Source organism: Methylomonas koyamae (assembly GCF_006483455.1).
In the GTDB taxonomy this organism is placed as follows: domain Bacteria; phylum Pseudomonadota; class Gammaproteobacteria; order Methylococcales; family Methylomonadaceae; genus Methylomonas; species Methylomonas koyamae_B.
The window spans coordinates 60003-80367 of record NZ_PPPU01000029.1; the positions used below are offsets into that span (position 1 = coordinate 60003).

The 20365-nt window shown below is 57.6% G+C and carries 18 protein-coding genes; 14 read left to right on the top strand and 4 right to left on the bottom strand.

The annotated features are described in order from the left end of the window. Positions 1-23: 23 nt before the first annotated feature. From C2U68_RS15920 to C2U68_RS15940, 5 genes are all read left to right on the top strand, one after another. On the top strand, positions 24-1046 hold the full coding sequence (locus C2U68_RS15920) for an SPFH domain-containing protein (protein WP_140913463.1): 1023 nt from the start codon (positions 24-26) through the stop codon (positions 1044-1046). Positions 1047-1221: 175 nt separating this feature from the next. Next, positions 1222-2259: a type IV pilus twitching motility protein PilT gene (locus C2U68_RS15925; RefSeq protein WP_054759731.1), complete on the top strand. Its 1038-nt coding sequence runs from the start codon at positions 1222-1224 to the stop codon at positions 2257-2259. 16 nt (positions 2260-2275) lie between these two features. Further along, the gene (locus C2U68_RS15930; protein WP_140913464.1) at positions 2276-3409 is read left to right on the top strand and encodes a PilT/PilU family type 4a pilus ATPase; all 1134 of its coding nucleotides are present in this window, start codon (positions 2276-2278) and stop codon (positions 3407-3409) included. 18 nt (positions 3410-3427) lie between these two features. Continuing rightward, entirely contained in the window at positions 3428-4582 is a 1155-nt protein-coding gene (mltB, locus tag C2U68_RS15935; RefSeq protein ID WP_260839371.1) for a lytic murein transglycosylase B, read from the top strand. 148 nt (positions 4583-4730) lie between these two features. Further along, positions 4731-5177: a hypothetical protein gene (locus tag C2U68_RS15940; RefSeq protein ID WP_140913465.1), complete on the top strand. Its 447-nt coding sequence runs from the start codon at positions 4731-4733 to the stop codon at positions 5175-5177. A gap of 28 nt (positions 5178-5205) precedes the next feature. On the opposite strand, the gene dinB is transcribed toward C2U68_RS15940, so the two are convergent. From dinB to C2U68_RS15960, 4 genes are all read right to left on the bottom strand, one after another. Then, positions 5206-6315, bottom strand: a complete 1110-nt coding sequence (gene dinB / locus C2U68_RS15945) for a DNA polymerase IV (RefSeq protein ID WP_140913466.1) — start codon at positions 6313-6315, stop codon at positions 5206-5208. Positions 6316-6321: 6 nt separating this feature from the next. Continuing rightward, a complete protein-coding gene (locus C2U68_RS15950) occupies positions 6322-6624 on the bottom strand; it encodes a DUF4389 domain-containing protein (protein ID WP_140913467.1) in 303 nt (100 codons plus the stop codon). A 9-nt stretch (positions 6625-6633) separates the two neighbouring features. Next, the gene (locus C2U68_RS15955; protein WP_140913468.1) at positions 6634-7656 is read right to left on the bottom strand and encodes a DUF2333 family protein; all 1023 of its coding nucleotides are present in this window, start codon (positions 7654-7656) and stop codon (positions 6634-6636) included. A gap of 84 nt (positions 7657-7740) precedes the next feature. Then, positions 7741-8013, bottom strand: coding sequence for a YcgL domain-containing protein (locus tag C2U68_RS15960; protein WP_140913469.1), 273 nt, complete (start codon positions 8011-8013; stop codon positions 7741-7743). 86 nt (positions 8014-8099) lie between these two features. On the opposite strand from C2U68_RS15960, the gene C2U68_RS15965 reads away from it, so the two are divergent. The 9 genes from C2U68_RS15965 to tssJ all read left to right on the top strand — a co-directional run bounded on the left by C2U68_RS15965 (position 8100) and on the right by tssJ (position 20162). Beyond that, positions 8100-8699, top strand: a complete 600-nt coding sequence (locus C2U68_RS15965) for a CPBP family intramembrane glutamic endopeptidase (protein ID WP_140913470.1) — start codon at positions 8100-8102, stop codon at positions 8697-8699. Next, complete coding sequence (locus C2U68_RS15970; RefSeq protein WP_140913471.1) at positions 8699-9175, top strand: hypothetical protein; 477 nt, start codon at positions 8699-8701, stop codon at positions 9173-9175. Before C2U68_RS15965 ends, C2U68_RS15970 begins: the two co-directional genes overlap by 1 nt. 85 nt (positions 9176-9260) lie before the next feature. After that, positions 9261-10727 carry an IMP dehydrogenase gene (guaB, locus tag C2U68_RS15975; protein WP_140913472.1) on the top strand — a complete coding sequence of 489 codons (1467 nt, stop codon included), beginning with the start codon at positions 9261-9263 and terminating at the stop codon, positions 10725-10727. 76 nt (positions 10728-10803) lie between these two features. Next, positions 10804-11766: a bifunctional 2-polyprenyl-6-hydroxyphenol methylase/3-demethylubiquinol 3-O-methyltransferase UbiG gene (locus tag C2U68_RS15980; RefSeq protein WP_260839372.1), complete on the top strand. Its 963-nt coding sequence runs from the start codon at positions 10804-10806 to the stop codon at positions 11764-11766. A 74-nt stretch (positions 11767-11840) separates the two neighbouring features. Continuing rightward, entirely contained in the window at positions 11841-13430 is a 1590-nt protein-coding gene (gene guaA / locus C2U68_RS15985) for a glutamine-hydrolyzing GMP synthase (protein WP_140913473.1), read from the top strand. A gap of 129 nt (positions 13431-13559) precedes the next feature. Beyond that, on the top strand, positions 13560-15944 hold the full coding sequence (locus C2U68_RS15990) for a penicillin acylase family protein (RefSeq protein WP_140913474.1): 2385 nt from the start codon (positions 13560-13562) through the stop codon (positions 15942-15944). A 261-nt stretch (positions 15945-16205) separates the two neighbouring features. After that, on the top strand, positions 16206-16682 hold the full coding sequence (locus C2U68_RS15995; RefSeq protein ID WP_140913475.1) for a type IV pilin protein: 477 nt from the start codon (positions 16206-16208) through the stop codon (positions 16680-16682). Positions 16683-16692: 10 nt separating this feature from the next. Beyond that, on the top strand, positions 16693-19569 hold the full coding sequence (locus tag C2U68_RS16000) for an EAL domain-containing protein (RefSeq protein ID WP_140913476.1): 2877 nt from the start codon (positions 16693-16695) through the stop codon (positions 19567-19569). An 86-nt stretch (positions 19570-19655) separates the two neighbouring features. Next, complete coding sequence (tssJ, locus tag C2U68_RS16005; RefSeq protein WP_140913477.1) at positions 19656-20162, top strand: type VI secretion system lipoprotein TssJ; 507 nt, start codon at positions 19656-19658, stop codon at positions 20160-20162. Positions 20163-20365: the final 203 nt, after the last annotated feature.

Here is a 20365-nt window from a genome sequence, read left to right on the forward strand (position 1 = left end):
TTCAAAATCCACAGGAGACTCTCATGGGACTTTTCGACGGTTTGCAACGCCAATTGCGTTCGGTCATCGAATGGCAAAATCCGGCGCCCAATGCGCTGTTCCAACAATGGAGCGACAACGGCGACGAAATCAAGAACGCCTCGACACTGATCGTCGGCCCCGGCCAGGGTTGCATTTTCGTCTACCGCGGCAAGGTGCAAGCGGTATTTGACAGCGAAGGCTCCTACAACCTGCAAACCGATAACATCCCGTTCTGGACCACGATTGCCAGCTTCATGCAGTTTTTCGAAAGCCAGTTCAAGGTCGGGATTTATTTTTATCGCAAGACTGTGATTCTGGATCAGAAATGGGGAACCAGCTCGCAGATCAAATATCTGGACCCGACCTACAAATTCCCGGTCGGTTTGAGAGCTTTCGGCAATTACAGTTACCGTTTGGCCGAACCGGCGCAGTTCTTCGTCAACGTGGTCGGCGAGCAAAACCTGTTTACCACCGACCAATTGCGCAACGTGATTGTCGCCCGCCTCAGCCAGCCGTTGGCCGATTTTCTGGCGACCAGCCGTTTCGGTTATCTGGATATCGACACCAACCGCGAGGAAATCGCCGCCGGCGTGCTGCAAAAATTATTGCCGCAGTTCGCCGATCTCGGTTTTACCATCACCGATTTTCGGATCGAAGGCACCGACTTCGACGAGGAAACCCTCAAGCGCGTCAATCGCATCGCCGATATGACCGCCGAGGCCCAGGCGGCCAAGGAAGTCGGTCTGGATTACGCCCGGATCCAGCAACTGGAAGCGATGCGGGAAGCCGCCCGTAACGAAGGTGGCGGCGCCGGGGTCGGAATGGGCTTGGGCGCCGGCATCAGTTTTGGCCAAAATCTGGCGCAAGCGATGAACACCCCAGCCGCCGCATCGCCCGCGCCCGCCCAGGCAGCGGCAGCCGACCCGATGGAAAAACTGGCGCAACTGAAGAAAATGTTCGAGGCGGAATTGATCACCGCCGAGGAATATGCGGAGAAGAAGAAAAGCATTCTGGAGGGAATCTAATGCCGTCGCCGCGCTAGCGCTCAACGCCCGCCGGTGGGCCGGCAAAATCCGGCCGAGTCTCCTGCGGCAAACGGCTGTCTGAAGACTCTGCCCCGGAAAAATCGGCTTTGCCGGCTGCCAGTTTCCGGATGTGTACTATTCTTGGCAGCGACATTTTCACCATTGAGAATCGACCATGGATATCGCCGAACTGTTGACGTTCTCCGTCAAGAATAAAGCTTCCGACTTGCACCTTTCCGCCGGCTTGCCGCCGATGATCCGGGTGGACGGCGATATTCGCCGGATCAACATCCCGGCCCTGAACCACAAGGAAGTGCACGCGCTGATTTACGACATCATGAACGACAAGCAGCGCCGCGATTACGAGGAGTTTCTGGAAACCGACTTTTCGTTTGCCTTGCCGGGGGTGGCCCGGTTCCGGGTCAACGCCTTCAATCAGGATCGCGGTGCCGGCGCGGTATTCCGGACCATTCCGTCGAAAGTCTTGACCCTGGAAGAGCTGGATGCGCCCAAGTTTTTCCAGGAGCTGTGTACCAAGCCGCGCGGTTTGATTTTGGTGACCGGACCGACCGGTTCCGGTAAATCCACCACGTTGGCGGCGATGATCAACCACATCAACAACAACGATTACGCCCACATCCTCACGGTCGAAGACCCGATCGAGTTTGTCCACGAAAGCCAGAAATCGTTGATCAACCAGCGCGAGGTGCATCGCGATACGCTGGGTTTCAACGAAGCCTTGCGCTCGGCCTTGCGGGAAGACCCGGACATCATCCTGGTCGGCGAGATGCGCGATCTGGAAACCATTCGTCTGGCGCTGACTGCGGCCGAAACCGGCCACTTGGTGTTCGGCACCTTGCACACCACTTCGGCCGCCAAGACCATAGACCGGATCATCGACGTGTTCCCGGCGGCCGAGAAAGACATGATCCGGGCCATGTTGTCCGAGTCGTTACAGGCGGTTATTTCGCAAACACTGCTGAAGAAGGTCGGCGGCGGCCGGATCGCTGCGCATGAGATCATGGTCGGTACCCCGGCGATCCGCAACCTGATCCGCGAAGCCAAGGTGGCGCAGATGTATTCGGCGATTCAGACCGGGCGCAAGGACGGCATGCAGACGCTGGACCAAAACCTGAAAGAGCTGGTCGACAAGGGCCTGATTACCGCCAAGGCGGCGATGACTCGGGCCGTCAATAAAGACATGTTCCGCTGATGAACGAGGAGGCCTGATGGACTTTACCGCGCTATTGGCATTGATGGTGGAAAAACGGGCGTCGGATTTATTCATTACCGCCGGGCGGCCGCCGTCGATGAAAGTCAACGGCAAAGTCGTCGAAGTCTCGAAGACGTCACTGAACAGCGAACAAACCCTGAAGCTGGTGCTCGGCATCATGTCGCAACGCCAGCGCGACGAATTCGAAAATACCAAGGAATGCCAATTCGCGTTAAGCGCGCACAGTCTGGGCCGGTTTCGGGTCAGCGCCTTCACCCAGCGCGATTCGGCCGGCATGGTGTTACGCCGGATCGAAACTACGATTCCGACTGCGGAAGAGTTGCATCTGCCGCCGGTGTTGAAAGAATTGATCATGCACAAGCGCGGCTTGGTCATGTTCGTCGGTGCGACCGGCACCGGTAAATCGACCTCGCTCGCGGCCTTGATCCGCCACCGCAACGAGAACAGCAGCGGCCACATCATTTCCATCGAAGATCCGATCGAGTTCATTCACCCCCACCTGGGCTGTATCATTACCCAGCGCGAAGTGGGTCTGGATACCGAATCGTTCGAAGTCGCTTTGAAAAACACGCTGCGTCAAGCGCCGGACGTGATTTTAATTGGCGAGGTCAGGACCCGCGAGACCATGCAACACGCGATAACCTTTGCCGAGACCGGCCACCTGTGCGTCTGTACCTTGCACGCCAACAACGCCAACCAGGCCATAGACCGCATCCTGCACTTTTTCCCGGAAGACATGCACAGCCAGTTGTTCATGGACTTGTCTTTGAATTTGCGCGGCATCGTCGCTCAGCAATTGATTCAGCGCGCTGACGGCAAAGGCCGTTATCCAGCCATCGAAATTCTGTTGAATACGCCGCTAGTCGCCGATTTGATTCGTAAGGGCGAGGTGCATAAATTAAAAGAATTGATGAAGAGCTCGCGCGAGCATGGCATGCAAACTTTCGACCAGGCGCTTTACGATCTGTACACAGCCGGTAAAATTAGTTATGAAGATGCTCTGCACGCTGCCGACTCCCGCAACGAAGTCCGCCTGATGATCAAATTGGGCGCCGAGAACGTCAATTTCGAAACCGCCGGCATGACGTTGGCCGAGAGCGACGAAGATGGAGGCAGCCTTTATAAATAAACCCCGGATTTAGCCGTTTTGCCAGACTTAGCCACACCGAATTCGATACTCAAATTTGCCGCTGCCGCAGCGTTGGCCGCACTACTATTCGGCTGTGCTTCCGAGCCGCCGCGTAGCCAACTGGGAACGTCGGCACCGGTCAAACCCAATCCGCCCAGCCAATCGGTCAAGGTCCAGCCCGACCTTAGGCCCTATGCCAGCATCGGCGGCTATCGGGCCGCTGCGATCAGCGGCGATTACGCCGCTTATCCGGCATTGGCTCAATTTATCGAGCAGATGGTGCAAAAGCACGGCTTCGATCGGGAATATTTGAACGGTCTGTTCTCGCAAGCCAAACGCAAACAATGGACCTTGGATTATCTGGCCAAGTCCGACCAAGGTTTAAAAGGCAAGCCCAGCAAAGGCGGCTGGACCCGTTACCGTTCCCAATTTCTGGATGCCCGCCATATCGATGCCGGCGTCGCGTTTTGGCGGACGCACCAGGCCGCTTTGCAGCGCGCCAGCCGGCAATACGGCGTTCCGGCGGAATACATTCTCGGTATTCTGGCGGTGGAAACCACCTTCGGCGGCTTCGTCGGCAATCACCGGGTGATCGATGCGCTGACCACGCTGGGTTTCGATTACCAGCGCCGCGGCGAATTTTTTCGTAGCGAGCTGGAGAGTTTTCTGGTGATGACGCGCGGCGAAGGCATCGATCCCGCCAAGCCGGTCGGCTCCTTCGCCGGGGCGATGGGGCTGGGCCAATTCATGCCCAGCAGCTTTTTGCAATGGGCGGTGGATTTCAATGGCGACGGTCGGCGTGACTTATGGAACCCCGAGGACGCGATCGGCAGTGTCGCCAATTATTTTGCCCAGCACGGCTGGCGTAGCGAGCAGCCGGTGGTTAGTAACACTCGTGGTAGCTACAGCGGTATCGATAGTTTGGAGCCGGGTATCGACCGCGAATATCCGCTGGGTACGTTGCTGCAAGCCGGTATCGAACCGGCCGGCAATTGCGGCTGCGATTACCCGCTCAGATTGCTGCTGCTCAGGCACCAAAACACCGATGAATATTTATTGGGACACCCGAATTTCTACGTGATTACCCGCTACAACCACAGCACCCATTACGCGATGGCGGTGCATGAGCTGGCTCAGGCCATCAGACGCGGCTATCAACGGCTCGCCGGATAAGGCGAGCGACGAGATTGCGATCGATTGATTCGGCTTTTTCGGTTGCCGCTATCGGTTCTTAGTCGATACGCTCCAATTCCTGCTCGATGTCACGGAAATGACTCAATTGCTTGTTAGGATACAGTCAAGCCGTTAGAGAGGAGAAACGATGCGCGCCCTTCATTTGCTAATATCTGGTTTGGGTTTATTTTGTAGTTCGGCCCAAGCCGCGCTTGACCACTCACAAACTTCGCCAGTGCCGTCGTTATCGATTTCCTATCCGCGACTATCGGATCAAATCGGCGTCAAGCCCGGTCGTCAACTGTTTTGGCAGCAATTCGATCTCAATGGCTCTGGTGCTGTCTTCGTACAGCCTGGCGCCAACATCACAGGAGGCAGTGCCGGAGCGGGGATTCGGAATATCAGCGGAGAGTTGAAGCCGAAAGGCGGTGGTGATCTGGTGCTTGTTCGATCCGGACACATATCGATTACCGGTACCAATGGATTGGGAACAGCCCCCGTCACAATAGTGCCTTTACCGGCACCGTTTGCGCTGTTTGGAGTTGGCGCACTAGGCTTGGTGATAAATTCCAAACGGACTGCGGCGAACTCTTAATTCTATGAACGCCGGTCTATGCCGGGTTTTAAAAAGTCTTTGTCGCTTCCGAATAATCGAATAAATCCAACTGCCGATAAGGCTTAGCGTGTGGGTCTTCGTTATCCAAGCCGGATAGCGTTACGCCAAGCAAACGGACTTTACTGGAACCCACCGGGGTGTTTTTGATTAACTCGGTCAGCAGCAATGCACATGCCGGGTTATCGGCGACCGGCTCGTTTAGGGTGCGGCTGCGGGTGATTTGCACGAAGTTCTGGAATTTGATTTTTACCGTCAAGGTATAGGCGGTCAGGCCTTTCTCGGCCAAGCGCTGCAACGCGGTGCGCATCAGAGCCTGCAACTGCCGCTGAATCGAGGCGAGATCGGCCAAATCCTGTTCGAAGGTGGTTTCCACGCCGACCGACTTGCGAACCCGGTCGGCGCGAACCGGGCGCAAATCGATGCCGCGGGCAATGTTGAAATAATGCCGGGCGGCCTTCCCGAAATGTTGGTGCAAGATTGCCAATGGTACGGCTTTCAAGTCCTTGCCGGTATTGATCCCTAAATCGCGCATTTTCTGTTCGGTGGCCGGACCGATGCCGTGAAACCGGCCGATGTCCAGTTTCTCGGCGAATTCGGGGCCTTGTTCCGGAGTAATCAGGTACAGTCCGTCCGGCTTCCCCATATCCGAGGCGAGTTTGGCCAGAAATTTATTGTAAGAAATGCCAGCCGATGCGATCAGGCGGGTTTGCTTCAGGATGTCTTGTTTGATTTGCTTGGCCAATAGCGTGGCCGAGCCTTGGTAAAGCTCAGAATCGCTGACGTCCAGATAGGCTTCGTCCAGAGATAGCGGCTCGACGCAGTCGCAGTAGCGGGCGAAAACGTCGCGGACGAGGGCCGAGGCTTCGCGGTAGGCGTCGAAACGCGGCTTGACGAAGATCGCCTGCGGACAGAGCCGGTAGGCGTGGGCGGAAGGCATGGCCGAACGTACGCCAAACTGGCGGGCTTCGTAGCTGCAGGTGGCTACCACGCCGCGCGAATCGGGTTTGCCGCCGACGATGATAGGCTTGTTCCGGTATTGCGGGTGGTCGCGTTGTTCGACCGCTGCGTAAAACGCATCCATATCGATGTGGATGATTTTGCGCGGACGGTCGTCCATCGGCGTTTACGGTTTGTCGAGCTGCTCCAGCTTGGCGGTTTCGTTCCAATCGGAAAACGGAAACGGCAATTGCTCGGTATTGAAAGTTAAAAACAGCAGGATATGGTAATGGTAGGTCGACAGGCTGCGGCCGAAACTGAGGATATTGGCGTTGGCCGCACCGGTAAACAGCACCGAACCTACCTGCAGCAAAATCACCAGCCACAACAGCAGTTTGACCAAACTGTCTATCGCAGCGAAAACCAGCATGAAGATCACCCGTTTCCAGGTTTCGATTTTTTTCAAATTCTCGTTGATCTGTTCTTGCATGGCCGCGGTTTAACCTCTGTTCATTACGTCGCGCAAGTCCAGTGCGGCCGCATTGGCGCGGGCGATGTAGTTGGCCATGGCCAGCGAGTAGTTGGCAAAAACGCCGAAACCGTCGCCGTTCAGCACTACCGGACTTAAAGTCGGCGTCAACGCATTTTCCAGCGCCTGAATCATGTTATCCAGCGTGTTCATCGCCCGTTTGTCCAACAGAATGTCGGAAAAGTCGTGTTTGATGGCTCTCAGGATGTGTAGCAAGGCCCAGCAGGAACCGCGCGCTTCGTAGAATACGTTGTCGATTTCCATCCAGGGCGTCTGGCCGATGGTCGGCATGTTGATGTCGACCGGATTCGATGGGTCGCCGTGCGCAGCGCCGGCAAATTTGTCGGTACTGGCGGCGAGACGGGTCGACAGACCGCCCAGGCGCTTGATCACGACTTCGGTGTATTGCCACAAGTTGTCAGCGCGGGAATGGAACTGGGCTGCTCTCGAGGTCGAAGTCGGATTTTGCAGCCGCGACATATAGGCATGTAATGCCTCGATACCTTTAATATATTCGGACTCGGTGGACGGCAAGGCCCAGGAATTGCGTTCGTAGTAGAAGTAAGGCTCCGCTTTGGCTAAATCCGGGTCTTCCGCCGATTGTGACTGGTCTCTGGCAAAGTGGTTGCGTAAGGCGGTGGTACCGTCGCGCAGCATGACCAGTGCGCCGTATTCGAAACTTTGGATGTTGTCGCAAAACAGGCCGGGAGGCGCGACGTCGTTGGACAGGTAGCCGCCGGCTTTGAACAGAATGACGTCGGCGATGTGGGCCAGCGTATTGGCGTAAACGTAACCGATCGGCATTTGGTCGGTATGGGTCACATTCATGCGTTCGATCGCTTCATCCTGAACGTTGAATTGCTCGGGCTCACGGCTCCACCATTCGCCTAAAATCAACATGACCACAACGACGATGCCTATCAGCGTACCGAAACCCCAGAGTATGCCTTTAGACTTGGCGTCTTCTTCGAGTGCGAATGAATTGTCTGACATGTGTTACGTATCCGGATAAGTGCAAAAAGGCCCTGGCGGCCGAATGGCGGCATGTTAGCACGGATTAAGTTGGCTAGCTCGCTTTCAGTGTAGTTGCCGGGCCGCAGCAGGCTGGACCGGGGAGAACAGCGCCGGCGGCATCTGCACGAAGAAGCCTTTGGTCTGCAGACTGGCGATGACTTTGGCCGAGTCGGCGCGCGCCAGCTTGCGTTCCGGCGTCAACTCAAGCTCCATGACGAATTCGAGCCGGCCAAAGCTTTTGTAGAGTTGTTCCGGCACGGCCGAAAAATCGTCTTTTTTATCCAAGTAAAGGTAAAGTTCGTCCTTCTTCAGGCTTTTGTAAATAAAGCAGTTCATGTTTGCCGCTCCTGATGTAACCCTGCCAATTCTAACGGTTTTTGTTTAGAATTTTCAGCCCTTGTCGACCTAGACCGCTTTCGCAGATGAAAACCAGCCCGTTCGCCACCCAAAATTTTTTTAACGCGGCTTGTTATTTCGAGTCGGCATTGGCCGGCTTGGCCGTGCTGTTCGGCTGGCTGGCCGATGTCGATCCGTTTCAGGACTTGTATTTTTCGGAAAGTGCCCTGGCAATCGGGTTGCTGGCGACTTTGCCGTTATTGTTGTTGTTTTTTGCATTGCAACGTCTGGCGTATCCGCCGTTGCAAGCCATCCGCGAATTGCTACTGGACACTCTGGGCGCCAGGTTGAGCGACCGGCATTGGGCCGACTTGCTGGTTTTGGCTTGTATCGCCGGCTTCGCCGAAGAGGCTTTGTTCCGCGGCTTCTTGCAGCCCTGGCTGGAATTGCGCTGGAATGCCGAACTCGGTCTGCTGTGCAGCAACGTGGTATTTGCCCTGGTACACGCCGTAACGCCTTTGTATGCGCTGTTGGCTTTCCTGATGGGGTTGTATTTGGGAGCCCTGCTCGATTATGGCGGCAGTCGCAATCTGCTGACCCCGATCGTGATCCACGCGGCTTACGATTTCGTGGCCTTTGTTGTTATTCTGCGCGATTACCGTAATCGCCTCGACAGGAGTGTTTAATGTCCGTCACCTCCCCGTTGCCGTCCGCCGCTCTGCGCAGTCATTGGCTGGTCTGCGCCGCGATGTTGCTCATGCTGATTGTTTACAATGTTGTTTGCCATGTCTGGGGGGCTGAGCTGCAGATCGCGGTCAGCGAAGAGCGTCGCGTGTTGCTGCGCAGCGTGTTGTACGGCGTCGCGATCGTATTGTTTCCGTTGACCAATCTGACCAGGCATGTCTTGCTGCGGCTGAACCAGACCATGCCCGGCCCGAGAGACGCGGGGCAACGCTATTTCACAACGGTAACCGTCAGCCAGGCCCTGATCGAATGGGTCGGCCTGTTCGGCCCGATCATGATTGTGCTGGGCGACGGCTTCAATACCTTATACATATTCAGCACGATGCATGCCTTGGGCATATTCCTGCATCGTCCCAAAATGGCGGAATATCATGCGATTGTTGCGGCGCTTTCGGCGCAAAACAGCCGGGGCGAGTAAGTCCTTGACTATTTCGGGTTTTTAGGAACCTCAGTAAAGTTGTACAATGGCTGGCTTATCCACGATTAGCCCCCAGGTGTGATTTATGCAAATCATTCAAGAAGCTCTCACCTTTGACGACGTCTTATTGATCCCCGCCCATTCCAGCGTGCTGCCGCGCGAAGTCGAGTTGAAAACTCAGCTCACCCGCAAAATCAAATTGAATATCCCGCTGGTGTCGGCGGCGATGGATACCGTCACTGAAGCCCGCTTGGCGATTGCGATCGCTCAGGAAGGCGGCATCGGCATCATTCATAAAAACATGACCGTCGAACAACAGGCGGCGGAAGTCAGACGGGTGAAAAAATACGAGAGCGGTGTCATCAAGGATCCGATTACGGTATCGCCCAATGTCACGGTGCGGGAAGTATTGGAATTGACCCGGGCGAAAAACATCTCCGGCGTGCCGGTCGTCGACGGCGAAGAGCTGGTCGGTATCGTCACCAGCCGCGATTTGCGGTTCGAAACCCGGCTGGAGGTGGCGATCAGCCAGATCATGACGCCGAAAGACAAACTGGTGACGGTAAACGAATCGTTCAGCCATAAAGAAGTGATCGAGAAATTGCATACCCACCGCATCGAAAAGGTGCTGGTCGTTAACGATGCCTTTCATTTGCGCGGCATGATCACGGTCAAGGACATCCAGAAAGCCAAAGACAATCCGCAAGCCTGCAAGGACGAACAGGAGCGTTTGCTGGTCGGTGCTGCGGTTGGTACCGGAACCGATACCGGCGAGCGGGTCGCCGCTTTAGTGGAAGCCGGCGTCGACGTCATCATCGTCGATACCGCCCACGGCCATTCCCAGGGCGTGCTGGACAAGGTGCGCTGGGTCAAACAAAACTTTCCGCAAGTGCAAGTCATCGGCGGCAACATCGCCACCGCCGCGGCGGCCAAAGCCCTGGTCGAAGCCGGCGCCGACGGCGTCAAAGTGGGTATTGGTCCCGGCTCGATTTGCACTACCCGCATCGTCGCCGGCGTCGGTGTGCCGCAAATCACCGCGGTCGCGAACGTAGCCGCCGCGTTGAAAGGCACCGGCGTGCCGCTGATCGCCGACGGCGGTATCCGCTATTCCGGCGATGTTGCCAAGGCTCTGGCGGCCGGCGCATATGCCGTGATGCTGGGCGGTCTGTTCGCCGGTACCGAGGAAGCGCCCGGCGAAGTGGAACTGTTCCAGGGCCGCTCCTATAAATCCTATCGCGGCATGGGTTCGTTGGGAGCCATGTCTCAGCAACAAGGCTCCAGCGACCGCTACTTTCAGGAAGACACCGAGCAGGTCGAAAAACTGGTGCCGGAAGGCATCGAAGGCCGGGTGCCTTACAAAGGCAGTGTGTTGGCCATCATCCACCAGTTACTCGGCGGCGTGCGTTCCAGCATGGGCTATACCGGCAACAGCACCATCGCCGAGATGCGGGAAAACGCCCAGTTCGTGCGCGTGACCAACGCCGGCATGCGTGAAAGCCACGTCCATGACGTGACGATTACCAAAGAAGCGCCCAATTACCATATGAACTAAACCGGCCGCCCCGGTTTGCGCACCGGACCCAAGCCGGTCCGGTGCGAATCTCAACCCTCACAACCTCGTAAGCGCAATGTCAGAAACTTCTTCGACCCCCTGCAATTTATGCGGCAATCACCATGTCAGCGTACTGTCCATGCGTAGCCGAAGCGGCGCCCAATTGCGCACCGTGATCTGCGACCAGTGCGGCTTAGTCTGGAGCGATCCGTTTCCGCATGATCCGCGCCAGTTTTACGAAGAAGAGTACCGGCTGGACTACAAAAAGACCTACGCGCCGCAAGCCAAACACATATTGCGTGCCGGCCGAGTAGCGATTGAACGTCACGACAAGATCAAGCATTTGCTACAAAGCCGGAAGACCATGCTCGATGTCGGCACCGGCGGCGGCGAGTTCGCTTACCTGATGCAGGCCTTGGGCCACGACATTCAAGGTATCGAACCGAATAAAGGCTATGCCGAATACTCCAAAGCCCAGTACCAGTTGAACTTGCAGGTCGGCTTTGTCCAGGACGGCGACTTTACCGATGCCAGCTTCGACTTGATCACGATCTGGCATGTACTGGAACACACCGCGGACCCTGGTTCGGTACTCGGCTTTTTGCGCAAGCTGCTGAAACCCGACGCGACCTTGGTCGTGGAAGTACCGAATGTCGAAGCGGTGTGCCAATCGCCGGCCAGCAGTTTCCACGAAGCGCATTTGTTCAACTTCAATGTGCAGACGCTGCAGAAAATGGGCGAAAAAGCCGGCCTGCACGCGGTCGGCCATTTGCTGTCGGCGGACGGCGGCAATCTGACCATGTTCTTCCAGCCTGCCGCCGCCGCTGCCGCAACGGATTGGCGACTGCCGGGCAATGCCGAGCGGATCAGTACCGTCGTCAAAGGCCATACCAATTTGCGCCATTACATGCGGGCGGCGCCGTATTTGCGATTTGTGAAAAAGTTGCAACGTACCATTGCCGAGCGCAACTTGAGTCAGCAAGTCGCCGACAGTAAAGCTTTGCTCGATCAACTTTATCGCGACCATCGGCTGCTGTGACAGCCGACCGCGCCAATAGCCACAAACAGGCCTTAACCGGTTAAGGCCTCTCCAGCATCATCGAAGGTTACACCGTGACGAATCCTGCCGCCGCCAACATCCATTCCGACAAAATCCTGATCCTCGACTTCGGTTCGCAATATACGCAACTGATCGCCCGCCGCATCCGCGAAATCGGTGTGTACTGCGAAATCTATTCCTGCGACAGCAGCGACGAAGAGGTCAAAAACTTCGGCGCCAAGGGCATCATCCTGTCCGGCGGCCCGGAAACCGTGACCAGCAGCGACACGCCGCGCGCACCGCAAGCCGTGTTCGAGCTGGGCGTGCCGGTGCTGGGTATTTGCTACGGCATGCAGACCATGGCCGAACAATTGGGCGGCAAGGTCGAATCGTCCGATCACCGCGAATTCGGTTACGCCCAAATCCGCGCCCGCGGCCATTCGAAGTTGCTCAAGGAAATTGAAGACCATGTCTCGCCGGAAGGCTATGGCCTGCTGGACGTCTGGATGAGCCACGGCGACCGCGTGGTCGAACTGCCGGCAGGCTTTAAACTGATCGCCAGCTCCGACGGCGCGCCGATTGCCGGCATCGCCAACGAAGAGCGCGATTTCTACGCCTTGCAATTCCACCCGGAAGTCACGCATACCAAACAAGGCGGCCGCATCCTCAGTCGTTTTGTCTTGGACATCTGCGGCTGCGCGGCGCTATGGAACTCCAGCAACATCATCGAAGACAGCATCAACGCGGTACGGGAAAAAGTCGGCAGCGACCAAGTCATTCTCGGCTTGTCCGGCGGCGTCGATTCCTCGGTAGTTGCCGCGTTGCTGCATCGCGCCATCGGCGAACAACTGACCTGCGTCTTCGTCGATACCGGCCTGTTGCGCCTGCACGAAGGCGACCAGGTCATGGCGATGTTCGCCCAACACATGGGCATCAAAGTGATCAGAGTCGATGCCGAAGCGCGTTATATGAGCGCGTTATCCGGCGTCAACGATCCGGAACAAAAACGCAAAATCATCGGCGGCCTGTTCGTGGAAATCTTCGACGAGGAAGCCGGCAAACTGACCGACGCCAAATGGCTGGCGCAAGGCACCATCTATCCGGACGTGATCGAGTCGGCCGGCGCCAAGAGCGGTAAGGCGCATTTGATTAAATCGCATCACAACGTCGGCGGCCTGCCGGAAAACATGACCTTGAAACTGGTCGAACCGCTGCGCGAACTGTTCAAGGACGAAGTGCGCAAACTCGGGCTGGAACTGGGCCTGCCCGCCGACATGATCCACCGCCACCCCTTCCCCGGTCCCGGCCTGGGCGTGCGCATCCTCGGCGAAGTCAAAAAATCCTATGCCGACCTGCTGCGCCGCGCCGACGACATCTTCATCGCCGAACTGCGCAACCACGGCCTGTACGACAAAGTCAGCCAAGCCTTCGCAGTGTTCCTGCCGGTCAAATCGGTCGGCGTGATGGGCGACGGCCGCAAATACGACTACGTCGTCGCCCTGCGCGCCGTGGAAACCATCGACTTCATGACCGCCCGCTGGGCGCATCTGCCGTACGACTTCCTGGACTTGGTTTCCCGTCGCATCATCAACGAAGTGCCGGGGATTTCGCGGGTGACTTACGATATTTCGGGTAAGCCGCCGGCAACGATTGAGTGGGAGTAGTGGCGTAATACGGATTCCTTAGCGGCAGCCCGTCCGAAATTGCCGTAACTCCAGCGAACTGCAGCGGCCGTTGCCGTTTGTCCGAATCTCGGGTAAAACCCTCTGCGATTTCGACGGGAGCGGTTAGGCATGGCTAAAGCTAAAAAAATCTGGGTCAATTTGGCCAGTGCAGGGGCGGCATTGTTGTTGGGGATTAGCGGCCTGGGCTACGCCTGGTTGCATAGTTCGTTGCCGGCGCTGGATGGCGAGCGCCGCTTGCCGCAGTTGGCGGCGCCGGCGGCGGTCGCAACCGACCTGCACGGTATTCCTTCGATTCATGCCGCTAGCCGAACCGACGCGCTGCGGGTGCTGGGTTATGTCACCGCCCGCGACCGTTTGTTTCAAATGGATTTGATGCGGCGTAAGAATGCCGGCCGTTTGGCCGAAGTCTTCGGCGACAAGGCCTTCGACAGCGACAAGCAGGCCCGGATTTACGGTTTTAAGCTCCGCGCCGGCCGCGTTTTTGCGGCATTGCCGGTCACGCACCGCGAGTATTTGCAAGCTTACGCCGACGGGGTCAACAGCTATCTGATGCAAGCCAGGGTGTTACCGTTCGAGTTCGGCGCCCTCGGTTACAGTCCGGAGCTCTGGCAGGCCGAGGATTGCTTGCTGATGATGTTCGGCATGTTCGAAACGCTAACCGCGCGCGCCGAGCAGAGCGAGCGGATGTTGAGCGTGATGCAACGCAGCTTGCCTGCGGCCGCCGTCGCTTTTTTCACGCCGGATACCGACCGCTATACCGATCAACTATTGCAAGCGGGAGCCTCTTTGCGGCCGTCGCAGCCGGTGCCCGCCGCAATCTTGCAGCCGTTGTTGGCGCAGAGTGGAAGGGTTGGGCCGCAATTGGCCGACGCCGCTGCCGGCGAAAGCCTGGCCGGCTCCAATGCCTGGGCGGTCAGCGGCCGCAAAACCGCGGACGGTCGGGCAATTTTGGCCAACGACATGCATTTGAGCATCAACGTCCCCAATATCTGGTACCGGATCGAGCTGGCGTATCCGGGCGTGGAAGCGGTCGGCGTCAACTTGCCCGGTACGCCGTTTCTGATCGCCGGCAGCAACCGCTATTTGGCCTGGGGGGTGACCAATCTCGGCGGCGATTTTCTGGATTTAGTCCAACTCGAAACCGATCCGGAGTATGCCGGACAGTACCGCGACGGCGACGGCTGGCGCGCTTTCGAGCAACGCCGGGAGACGATTCGAATCAAAGGCGGCGGCGAACGCGAATTGGTGGTCCGCGAAACCCGCTGGGGCCCGGTCGCGGATAAGCCTTTGCTGGGTCGGGCGGTCGCGATTCGCTGGGCGGCGCTGGACACGGAAGCGGTCAATACCGAATGGCTGGAATTGGAGCAGAGCAAAAACCTCGAGCAGGCCTTGACCATCGCCAACCGCGCCGGTGTGCCGCAGCTGAACGTGCTGTTTGCCGATAACGGCGGCCGGATCGCCTGGACCTTGACCGGCAAAATTCCGTTGCGCTTCGGCGGCGACGGTTCGGTCAGTACCTCCTGGGCCGACGGCAATACCGGTTGGAGCGGCTATTTGCCGCCGGAACGGATGCCGCACAACCTGGACCCGGCGCAGGGCTTTCTGGCCTCGGCCAACGAGCGTCGGTTTGGTGCCGACTATCCGGTCGTGATCGGCCACCAGTTCGCCAACGGTTACCGGGCGTTCCGGATTTCGCAAAAACTGCGGCAAACGGCATTGCACGACGAATGGTCGCTGTTCAATCTGCAATTGGATACCGAATCCGAGTTTTTCGGTTACTACCGGCAACTGGCCTTGCACGCGCTTAATGGTATCGATCCGGCCGCGCAAGCCGAAACGGCGGCGATTCGCGCTTATTTGCTGGCCTGGAACGGCCGTGCCGATGCCGACAGTTTGGGGTTGCCGTTATTGGTCGAGTTTCGCAAACAGCTGATCGAAGCGGTAATTCCGCCGTTTCTGGCCGCTTGCAAACAAGCCGATCCCGAGTTCAGCTACGCCTGGAATTACGTCGATACGCCGCTGCAGGCCTTGCTGAGCGCTGCCGATCCGGCCCTGTTGCCGGACGCAGCCAAATATCGGGATTGGGATGGCTTTGTCGCAGCCCAACTGCAAGCCGCTGCCGGCAAATTGTTGGCGCGCAATCCCGGCAAAAAATTGGCCGATCTGACCTGGGGTTCGCAGAACAAGGCTGCGTATGCGCATCCGTTCAGTAAGGCGATGCCGTTTCTGGCGGCGTTTTTGAACATGCCGGAGCAGACGCTGGCCGGTTGCACCGGATATTGCGTCCGGGTGGCCGGCGCCAATTTTGCCGCCAGCGAGCGCTTGGTGGTCTCGCCGGGGCATTGGCAAGACGGCATTCTGCATATGCCCGGCGGCCAGTCCGGTCATCCGCTGTCCGAGTTTTATATGGACCAGCAGCCGTATTGGTTGCAGGGGGTGCCCTTGGCGTTGCAAGCGGGCGATGCCGAATACCGGTGGACGCTGAAACCGTAAGCGTTGTATTCCTTCCGGCAGGCGGCTTCGATCGTCGGCCCATTGCTAATGCTGGCGAGCTAAACCCTGGGTCTAATGCCACAAACGCCGATGCCTCGCTATACTTCCGGTCGGCTGACCGTGTCCGTTTTGTGAGGGATACGGGTATTTTTGATTATCGGTTTATAGCTAACGCTTTTTTACGGTACTCTGAAGCCGTTTTGCTGCCTTAACCGGCTTTCTTTTAACACTACTGTGACTTCCCGAGAAATATTCGTAAGTATGTTCAACCGCAAACTCCAACGATCCGGCTTTACCTTAATCGAGGCACTGATTGCCACCGCGATCGTCGGCATCCTGACGGCGATTGCCGTTCCGGCTTATAACGGCTATATCGACCGGACCCGAAATTCGTTGGCGATCAGCGAGATCATGGCCATCCAGACCGAGATTGAGCGCTATTACACCCGCGAATTCCGCTATCCGGACTCGCTGGCAGCTTTAGGCACCGCCTTGCCCAATGGCGGCATCGATCCCTGGGGCAACGCCTATGTCTATCTGAAAATCGTTAACGGCGATCCGGGCGTGATGGGCGATGTCCGCAAAGACGGCGCCTTGAATCCGATCAATACCAACTACGATTTGTACAGCATGGGCAAAAACGGCGTGACCAAACCACGAATCAGCCAGAAAGACAGTGTGGACGACATCATTATTGCCCGCGACGGCGCATTTGTCGGTTTGGCGGCCGATTTTTGAGTTAGCGGCGATGAACTGGACGCTGCCGATTTTCAATAGCAAGGTGGCGCGGCGGATTTTACTGTCGTTCGTCCTGGCGGCGCTGATACCAATCCTGCTGTTGGGCGGACTATCCTACCGCCAGGTCGAAACCCAGCTGCGCGGCCAAACCGGCAAAGCCTTGCAGCGCAGTTGTAAGGATTACGCTTACGGCCTGATCGGCCGCTTGATCTTTTTGGACAAGTCGCTACGCATAGCCGCCATGCGGCTGGAGCAAGCCGGCGATAATGGCGGCGGCGCGGCAATCGGCGAGGAACATCGACAATGGTTACAAGGCCAGTTTGCCGAAGCGGTGTTGCTAGGCCCGAACGGGGCAACGCTTTCCCCAGCTGCCGATGCCGGCGAGGTTCCGGAACTCGGCGAGCAAGAGCTGAAGTTAGTCGGGGCCGGCAAGACCTTCATCGGAGCGGCCGCGAACCGGAGCGGCAGCTACAGCTTGTGGATGGCCGTCAATCTGGTCGAAAACCGCCCGGAAGCTGGGATCTTGATGGTGGAATTAAAGCCGGAACAATTGTGGGAAGCGGAAAACATCGATCCGAACAATCTGTTATGGATCATGGATGCCGCCAGCCGCCAGCTATTGTTCGCATCGGAGCCGGAGTACGGGCTGCCGGCCGACGCCAGAGACCGGCTGGCACAGCTCAACAGCGACCAATTCGATTGGCAAATCGGTAACGAAACCTATTTGACCGCCTCCTGGAAGTTGCCGGTCGGCAATTTGTTTGCCGGTTCCGATCTGGTCATCGTCCAAAGCCAGCCGGCTGCGGTGGCGTTCGCCGGCATGCGCCAATTCAGAGAGATTTACCCGCCGGTGACGGCGCTGGCGTTGCTGGTGGTCATTTATCTAAGTATGCGTATGATCGGCAAGTACCTGACGCCGCTGGCCAGCCTGAAAGCCGCCACACAGGACATTGCCGCGGGCAATTTCGACACCAGGGTCCTGATCGATAGCCGGGACGAGTTCGAAACCCTGGCCGATTCGTTCAATGCCATGACCCAACGCTTGCGCGGTCAATTCGATCTGCTCGAGGCCATGGCCGAAATCGACCGCACCATTCTGTCGGCCTTGAACGCCGGGGACATTATCGAAATCGTATTGAACCGCCTGCCCGGCATCCTCGGCTGCGAGATGATCGCGATAGCCGATATCGACCCGGTACACTTGGCGCTCGGCAATATCCGCGTCCGTAGCGGCGGTCAAGCGGTCGAGCTGTCGCAAGAGCCTTTGTTTCTGGAGCAGCAGGATTTTACCGGATTGCTCGAAGCCGGCATCCAGCTCCTGGCGCTCGAACCGAACCGGCCGGCGCCGTCGGCCTATCTGCAACGTTTGCGCGGCGAGGGGGCTTGGCAATATCTGATCGTGCCGGTGGCGATCAACGGTGCTCTGGCGGCCTTGCTTTGCTTGGGATACAAGGCGCCGAACACTATTTCGGCCGAGGCCAGACAAGCCGCGGCCGATTTTGCCGACCGCATCGCCGTGGCCTTGTCGAATGCGGCCTGGGAAGAAAAGCTTTACCGGCAGGCGCATTACGATCCTTTGACCGATTTGCCCAATCGACTGGTGTTGCACGACCGGCTGCAACAGGAGTTGGATAGAGCCCGGCGCGACGAGTCGCAGGTTGCGGTGTTTTTCCTTGATCTGGACCGGTTCAAGAATATCAACGATTCGCTCGGCCACACGGCCGGCGACGAGTTGCTGGCGCAGGCGGCGCGGATTTTTTTGCAATGCGTACGCAAAACCGATTTGGTCGTCAGGATGGGCGGCGACGAATTTGTGATCGTGCTGTCCGATTTGCATCAGCACGGCAACCCGGCCGGCTTCGTCACGACCATCGCCGAGAAAATATTGGCTGCGATACAGCGCACCCTGGTCGTCGCCGGATTGCCGGTCAAGATCGGCACCAGTCTCGGCATCGCCATGTTCCCCGGCGACGCCGACAATGTCGAAGACTTGCTGAAAAATGCCGACGCCGCAATGTACCACGCCAAAAGCGAGGGCCGCGGCGTGTTCCGGTTTTACTCGCCGGAACTGAATGCCGCCGCGTTGGAAAATATCAAACTCGAACACGAGTTGCGCGAGGCCGTTTCCCGCCAGGAATTACTGGTTTACTACCAGCCCAAGGTCGACTGGAACGGTCGCATCGTCGGCGCCGAAGCCTTGATTCGTTGGCAGCATGCCGAATTGGGCATGGTCTCGCCGGCCAAATTCATACCATTGGCGGAGCAGACCGGCTTGATTGTCGAAATCAGCGATTGGGTGCTGGAACAGGCCTGCCTGTGGGTCAAATTCTGCCATCAGCAAGGCTTCGAGCCATTGCGGGTTTCGGTCAACCTGTCCGCTATCGATTTCAAACGGTCCGACTTGGTGGAAAAGGTGGCGGCGGTTTTGCACTCGACCGGCATCGATCCGTGTTGGCTGGAGTTGGAATTGACCGAGTCGGTCGTGATCGGCGATGTGGCAAGCTGCGTCGCGAGAATGCAGCAATTGAAAGACCTGGGCTTGACTCTGTCGATGGACGATTTCGGTACCGGCTTTTCGTCTTTATCCTATCTGAAGCAATTGCCGCTGGACGTGTTGAAAATCGACCAGTCTTTCGTCCGCCAGCTCGATACCGACGACAGCAGCGAAGCTATCGTTCGGGCGATTTTGGCCCTGGCCGAAGGCTTGGGGATGGAGACGATTGCCGAGGGCGTCGAAAACCAGCAACAGGTGGATTTTCTGAAGCAACAGCACTGCGCCTTGTTTCAAGGCTACCTCTATAGTCGGCCGTTGCCTGCCAACGAGTTTCTGCGTAGTTTGCAAAGTGGCGTCGGGCGCACCGAGCCGGAACGCACGCTGACCGGCTAGGCGTTTACTGCCGCGCTGGCGGTGCACGCAATCTACCGAGTCTATGGCAGAATGCCGAATCGCGATTTTCCCTAGAGAGTATTTTTATGCCGCTATTCAGACTCCTACCGATTTTATGCAGCCTTATGCTGGCATCTTGCGCCGAGACGCCGGAGCTGCCGCCACCAGTCCCGCCGACGCAGTTGACCTTGCAAATCAATGCCGGCAAGCAATTGAATCCCGATGCGGCCGGCAAAGCCTCGCCGGTATTGCTGCGGATTTACGAACTGCGCGAACAGAGCGGTTTCGCCGCCGCGGATTTCTTTACCTTGTTCGATAAGGAGCAGCTGGCTTTAGGCGGCGACTTGCTGCGCAAGCAGGAATTGCTGATCAAGCCCGGCGAACAGAAAACGCTGCCGATCGAGCCCGCCGCAGACACGCGCAAGCTCGGCTTCTTCGCGGCCTTCCGCAAACTGGATGACGCGCAATGGCGGGCGTTGGCGCCGTTGGTCTTGCACCAAAACAACACCGTTACCTTGGAGATAGACCGCAATGTGCTTGGCGCCAAGGCCAGCGCAGCGGAGCCGGCACCGGCGACGCCCGCAGAGCCTTGAGTTGCCGGCCCGCGCAGTGCGCGGGGAAAATCGGCTGAAGCCGGGCGGGCTTGAAGCGAGCGCGCTCCGGCCGACTTTATTAAACTATGTTAAGCAATCCATTCCGCTGCGGCATATCGCTTATTTTTTCGGGCCGAATCGGCCGAGAAATTTTCCCAAGATTACTAAGACCTTGTTCGGACAGGTGTTGATGCCGATCTGGC

Bases quoted from the DNA above. Each gene is read 5' to 3' on its own strand.
- C2U68_RS15920 (WP_140913463.1), top strand. From the start codon at position 24: ATGGGACTTTTCGACGGTTTGCAACGCCAATTGCGTTCGGTCATCGAA.
- C2U68_RS15925 (WP_054759731.1), top strand. From the start codon at position 1,222: ATGGATATCGCCGAACTGTTGACGTTCTCCGTCAAGAATAAAGCTTCC.
- C2U68_RS15930 (WP_140913464.1), top strand. From the start codon at position 2,276: ATGGACTTTACCGCGCTATTGGCATTGATGGTGGAAAAACGGGCGTCG.
- C2U68_RS15940 (WP_140913465.1), top strand. From the start codon at position 4,731: ATGCGCGCCCTTCATTTGCTAATATCTGGTTTGGGTTTATTTTGTAGT.
- dinB (WP_140913466.1), bottom strand. From the start codon at position 6,315: ATGGACGACCGTCCGCGCAAAATCATCCACATCGATATGGATGCGTTT.
- C2U68_RS15950 (WP_140913467.1), bottom strand. From the start codon at position 6,624: ATGCAAGAACAGATCAACGAGAATTTGAAAAAAATCGAAACCTGGAAA.
- C2U68_RS15955 (WP_140913468.1), bottom strand. From the start codon at position 7,656: ATGTCAGACAATTCATTCGCACTCGAAGAAGACGCCAAGTCTAAAGGC.
- C2U68_RS15960 (WP_140913469.1), bottom strand. From the start codon at position 8,013: ATGAACTGCTTTATTTACAAAAGCCTGAAGAAGGACGAACTTTACCTT.
- C2U68_RS15965 (WP_140913470.1), top strand. From the start codon at position 8,100: ATGAAAACCAGCCCGTTCGCCACCCAAAATTTTTTTAACGCGGCTTGT.
- C2U68_RS15970 (WP_140913471.1), top strand. From the start codon at position 8,699: ATGTCCGTCACCTCCCCGTTGCCGTCCGCCGCTCTGCGCAGTCATTGG.
- guaB (WP_140913472.1), top strand. From the start codon at position 9,261: ATGCAAATCATTCAAGAAGCTCTCACCTTTGACGACGTCTTATTGATC.
- C2U68_RS15980 (WP_260839372.1), top strand. From the start codon at position 10,804: ATGTCAGAAACTTCTTCGACCCCCTGCAATTTATGCGGCAATCACCAT.
- C2U68_RS15990 (WP_140913474.1), top strand. From the start codon at position 13,560: ATGGCTAAAGCTAAAAAAATCTGGGTCAATTTGGCCAGTGCAGGGGCG.
- C2U68_RS15995 (WP_140913475.1), top strand. From the start codon at position 16,206: ATGTTCAACCGCAAACTCCAACGATCCGGCTTTACCTTAATCGAGGCA.
- C2U68_RS16000 (WP_140913476.1), top strand. From the start codon at position 16,693: ATGAACTGGACGCTGCCGATTTTCAATAGCAAGGTGGCGCGGCGGATT.
- tssJ (WP_140913477.1), top strand. From the start codon at position 19,656: ATGCCGCTATTCAGACTCCTACCGATTTTATGCAGCCTTATGCTGGCA.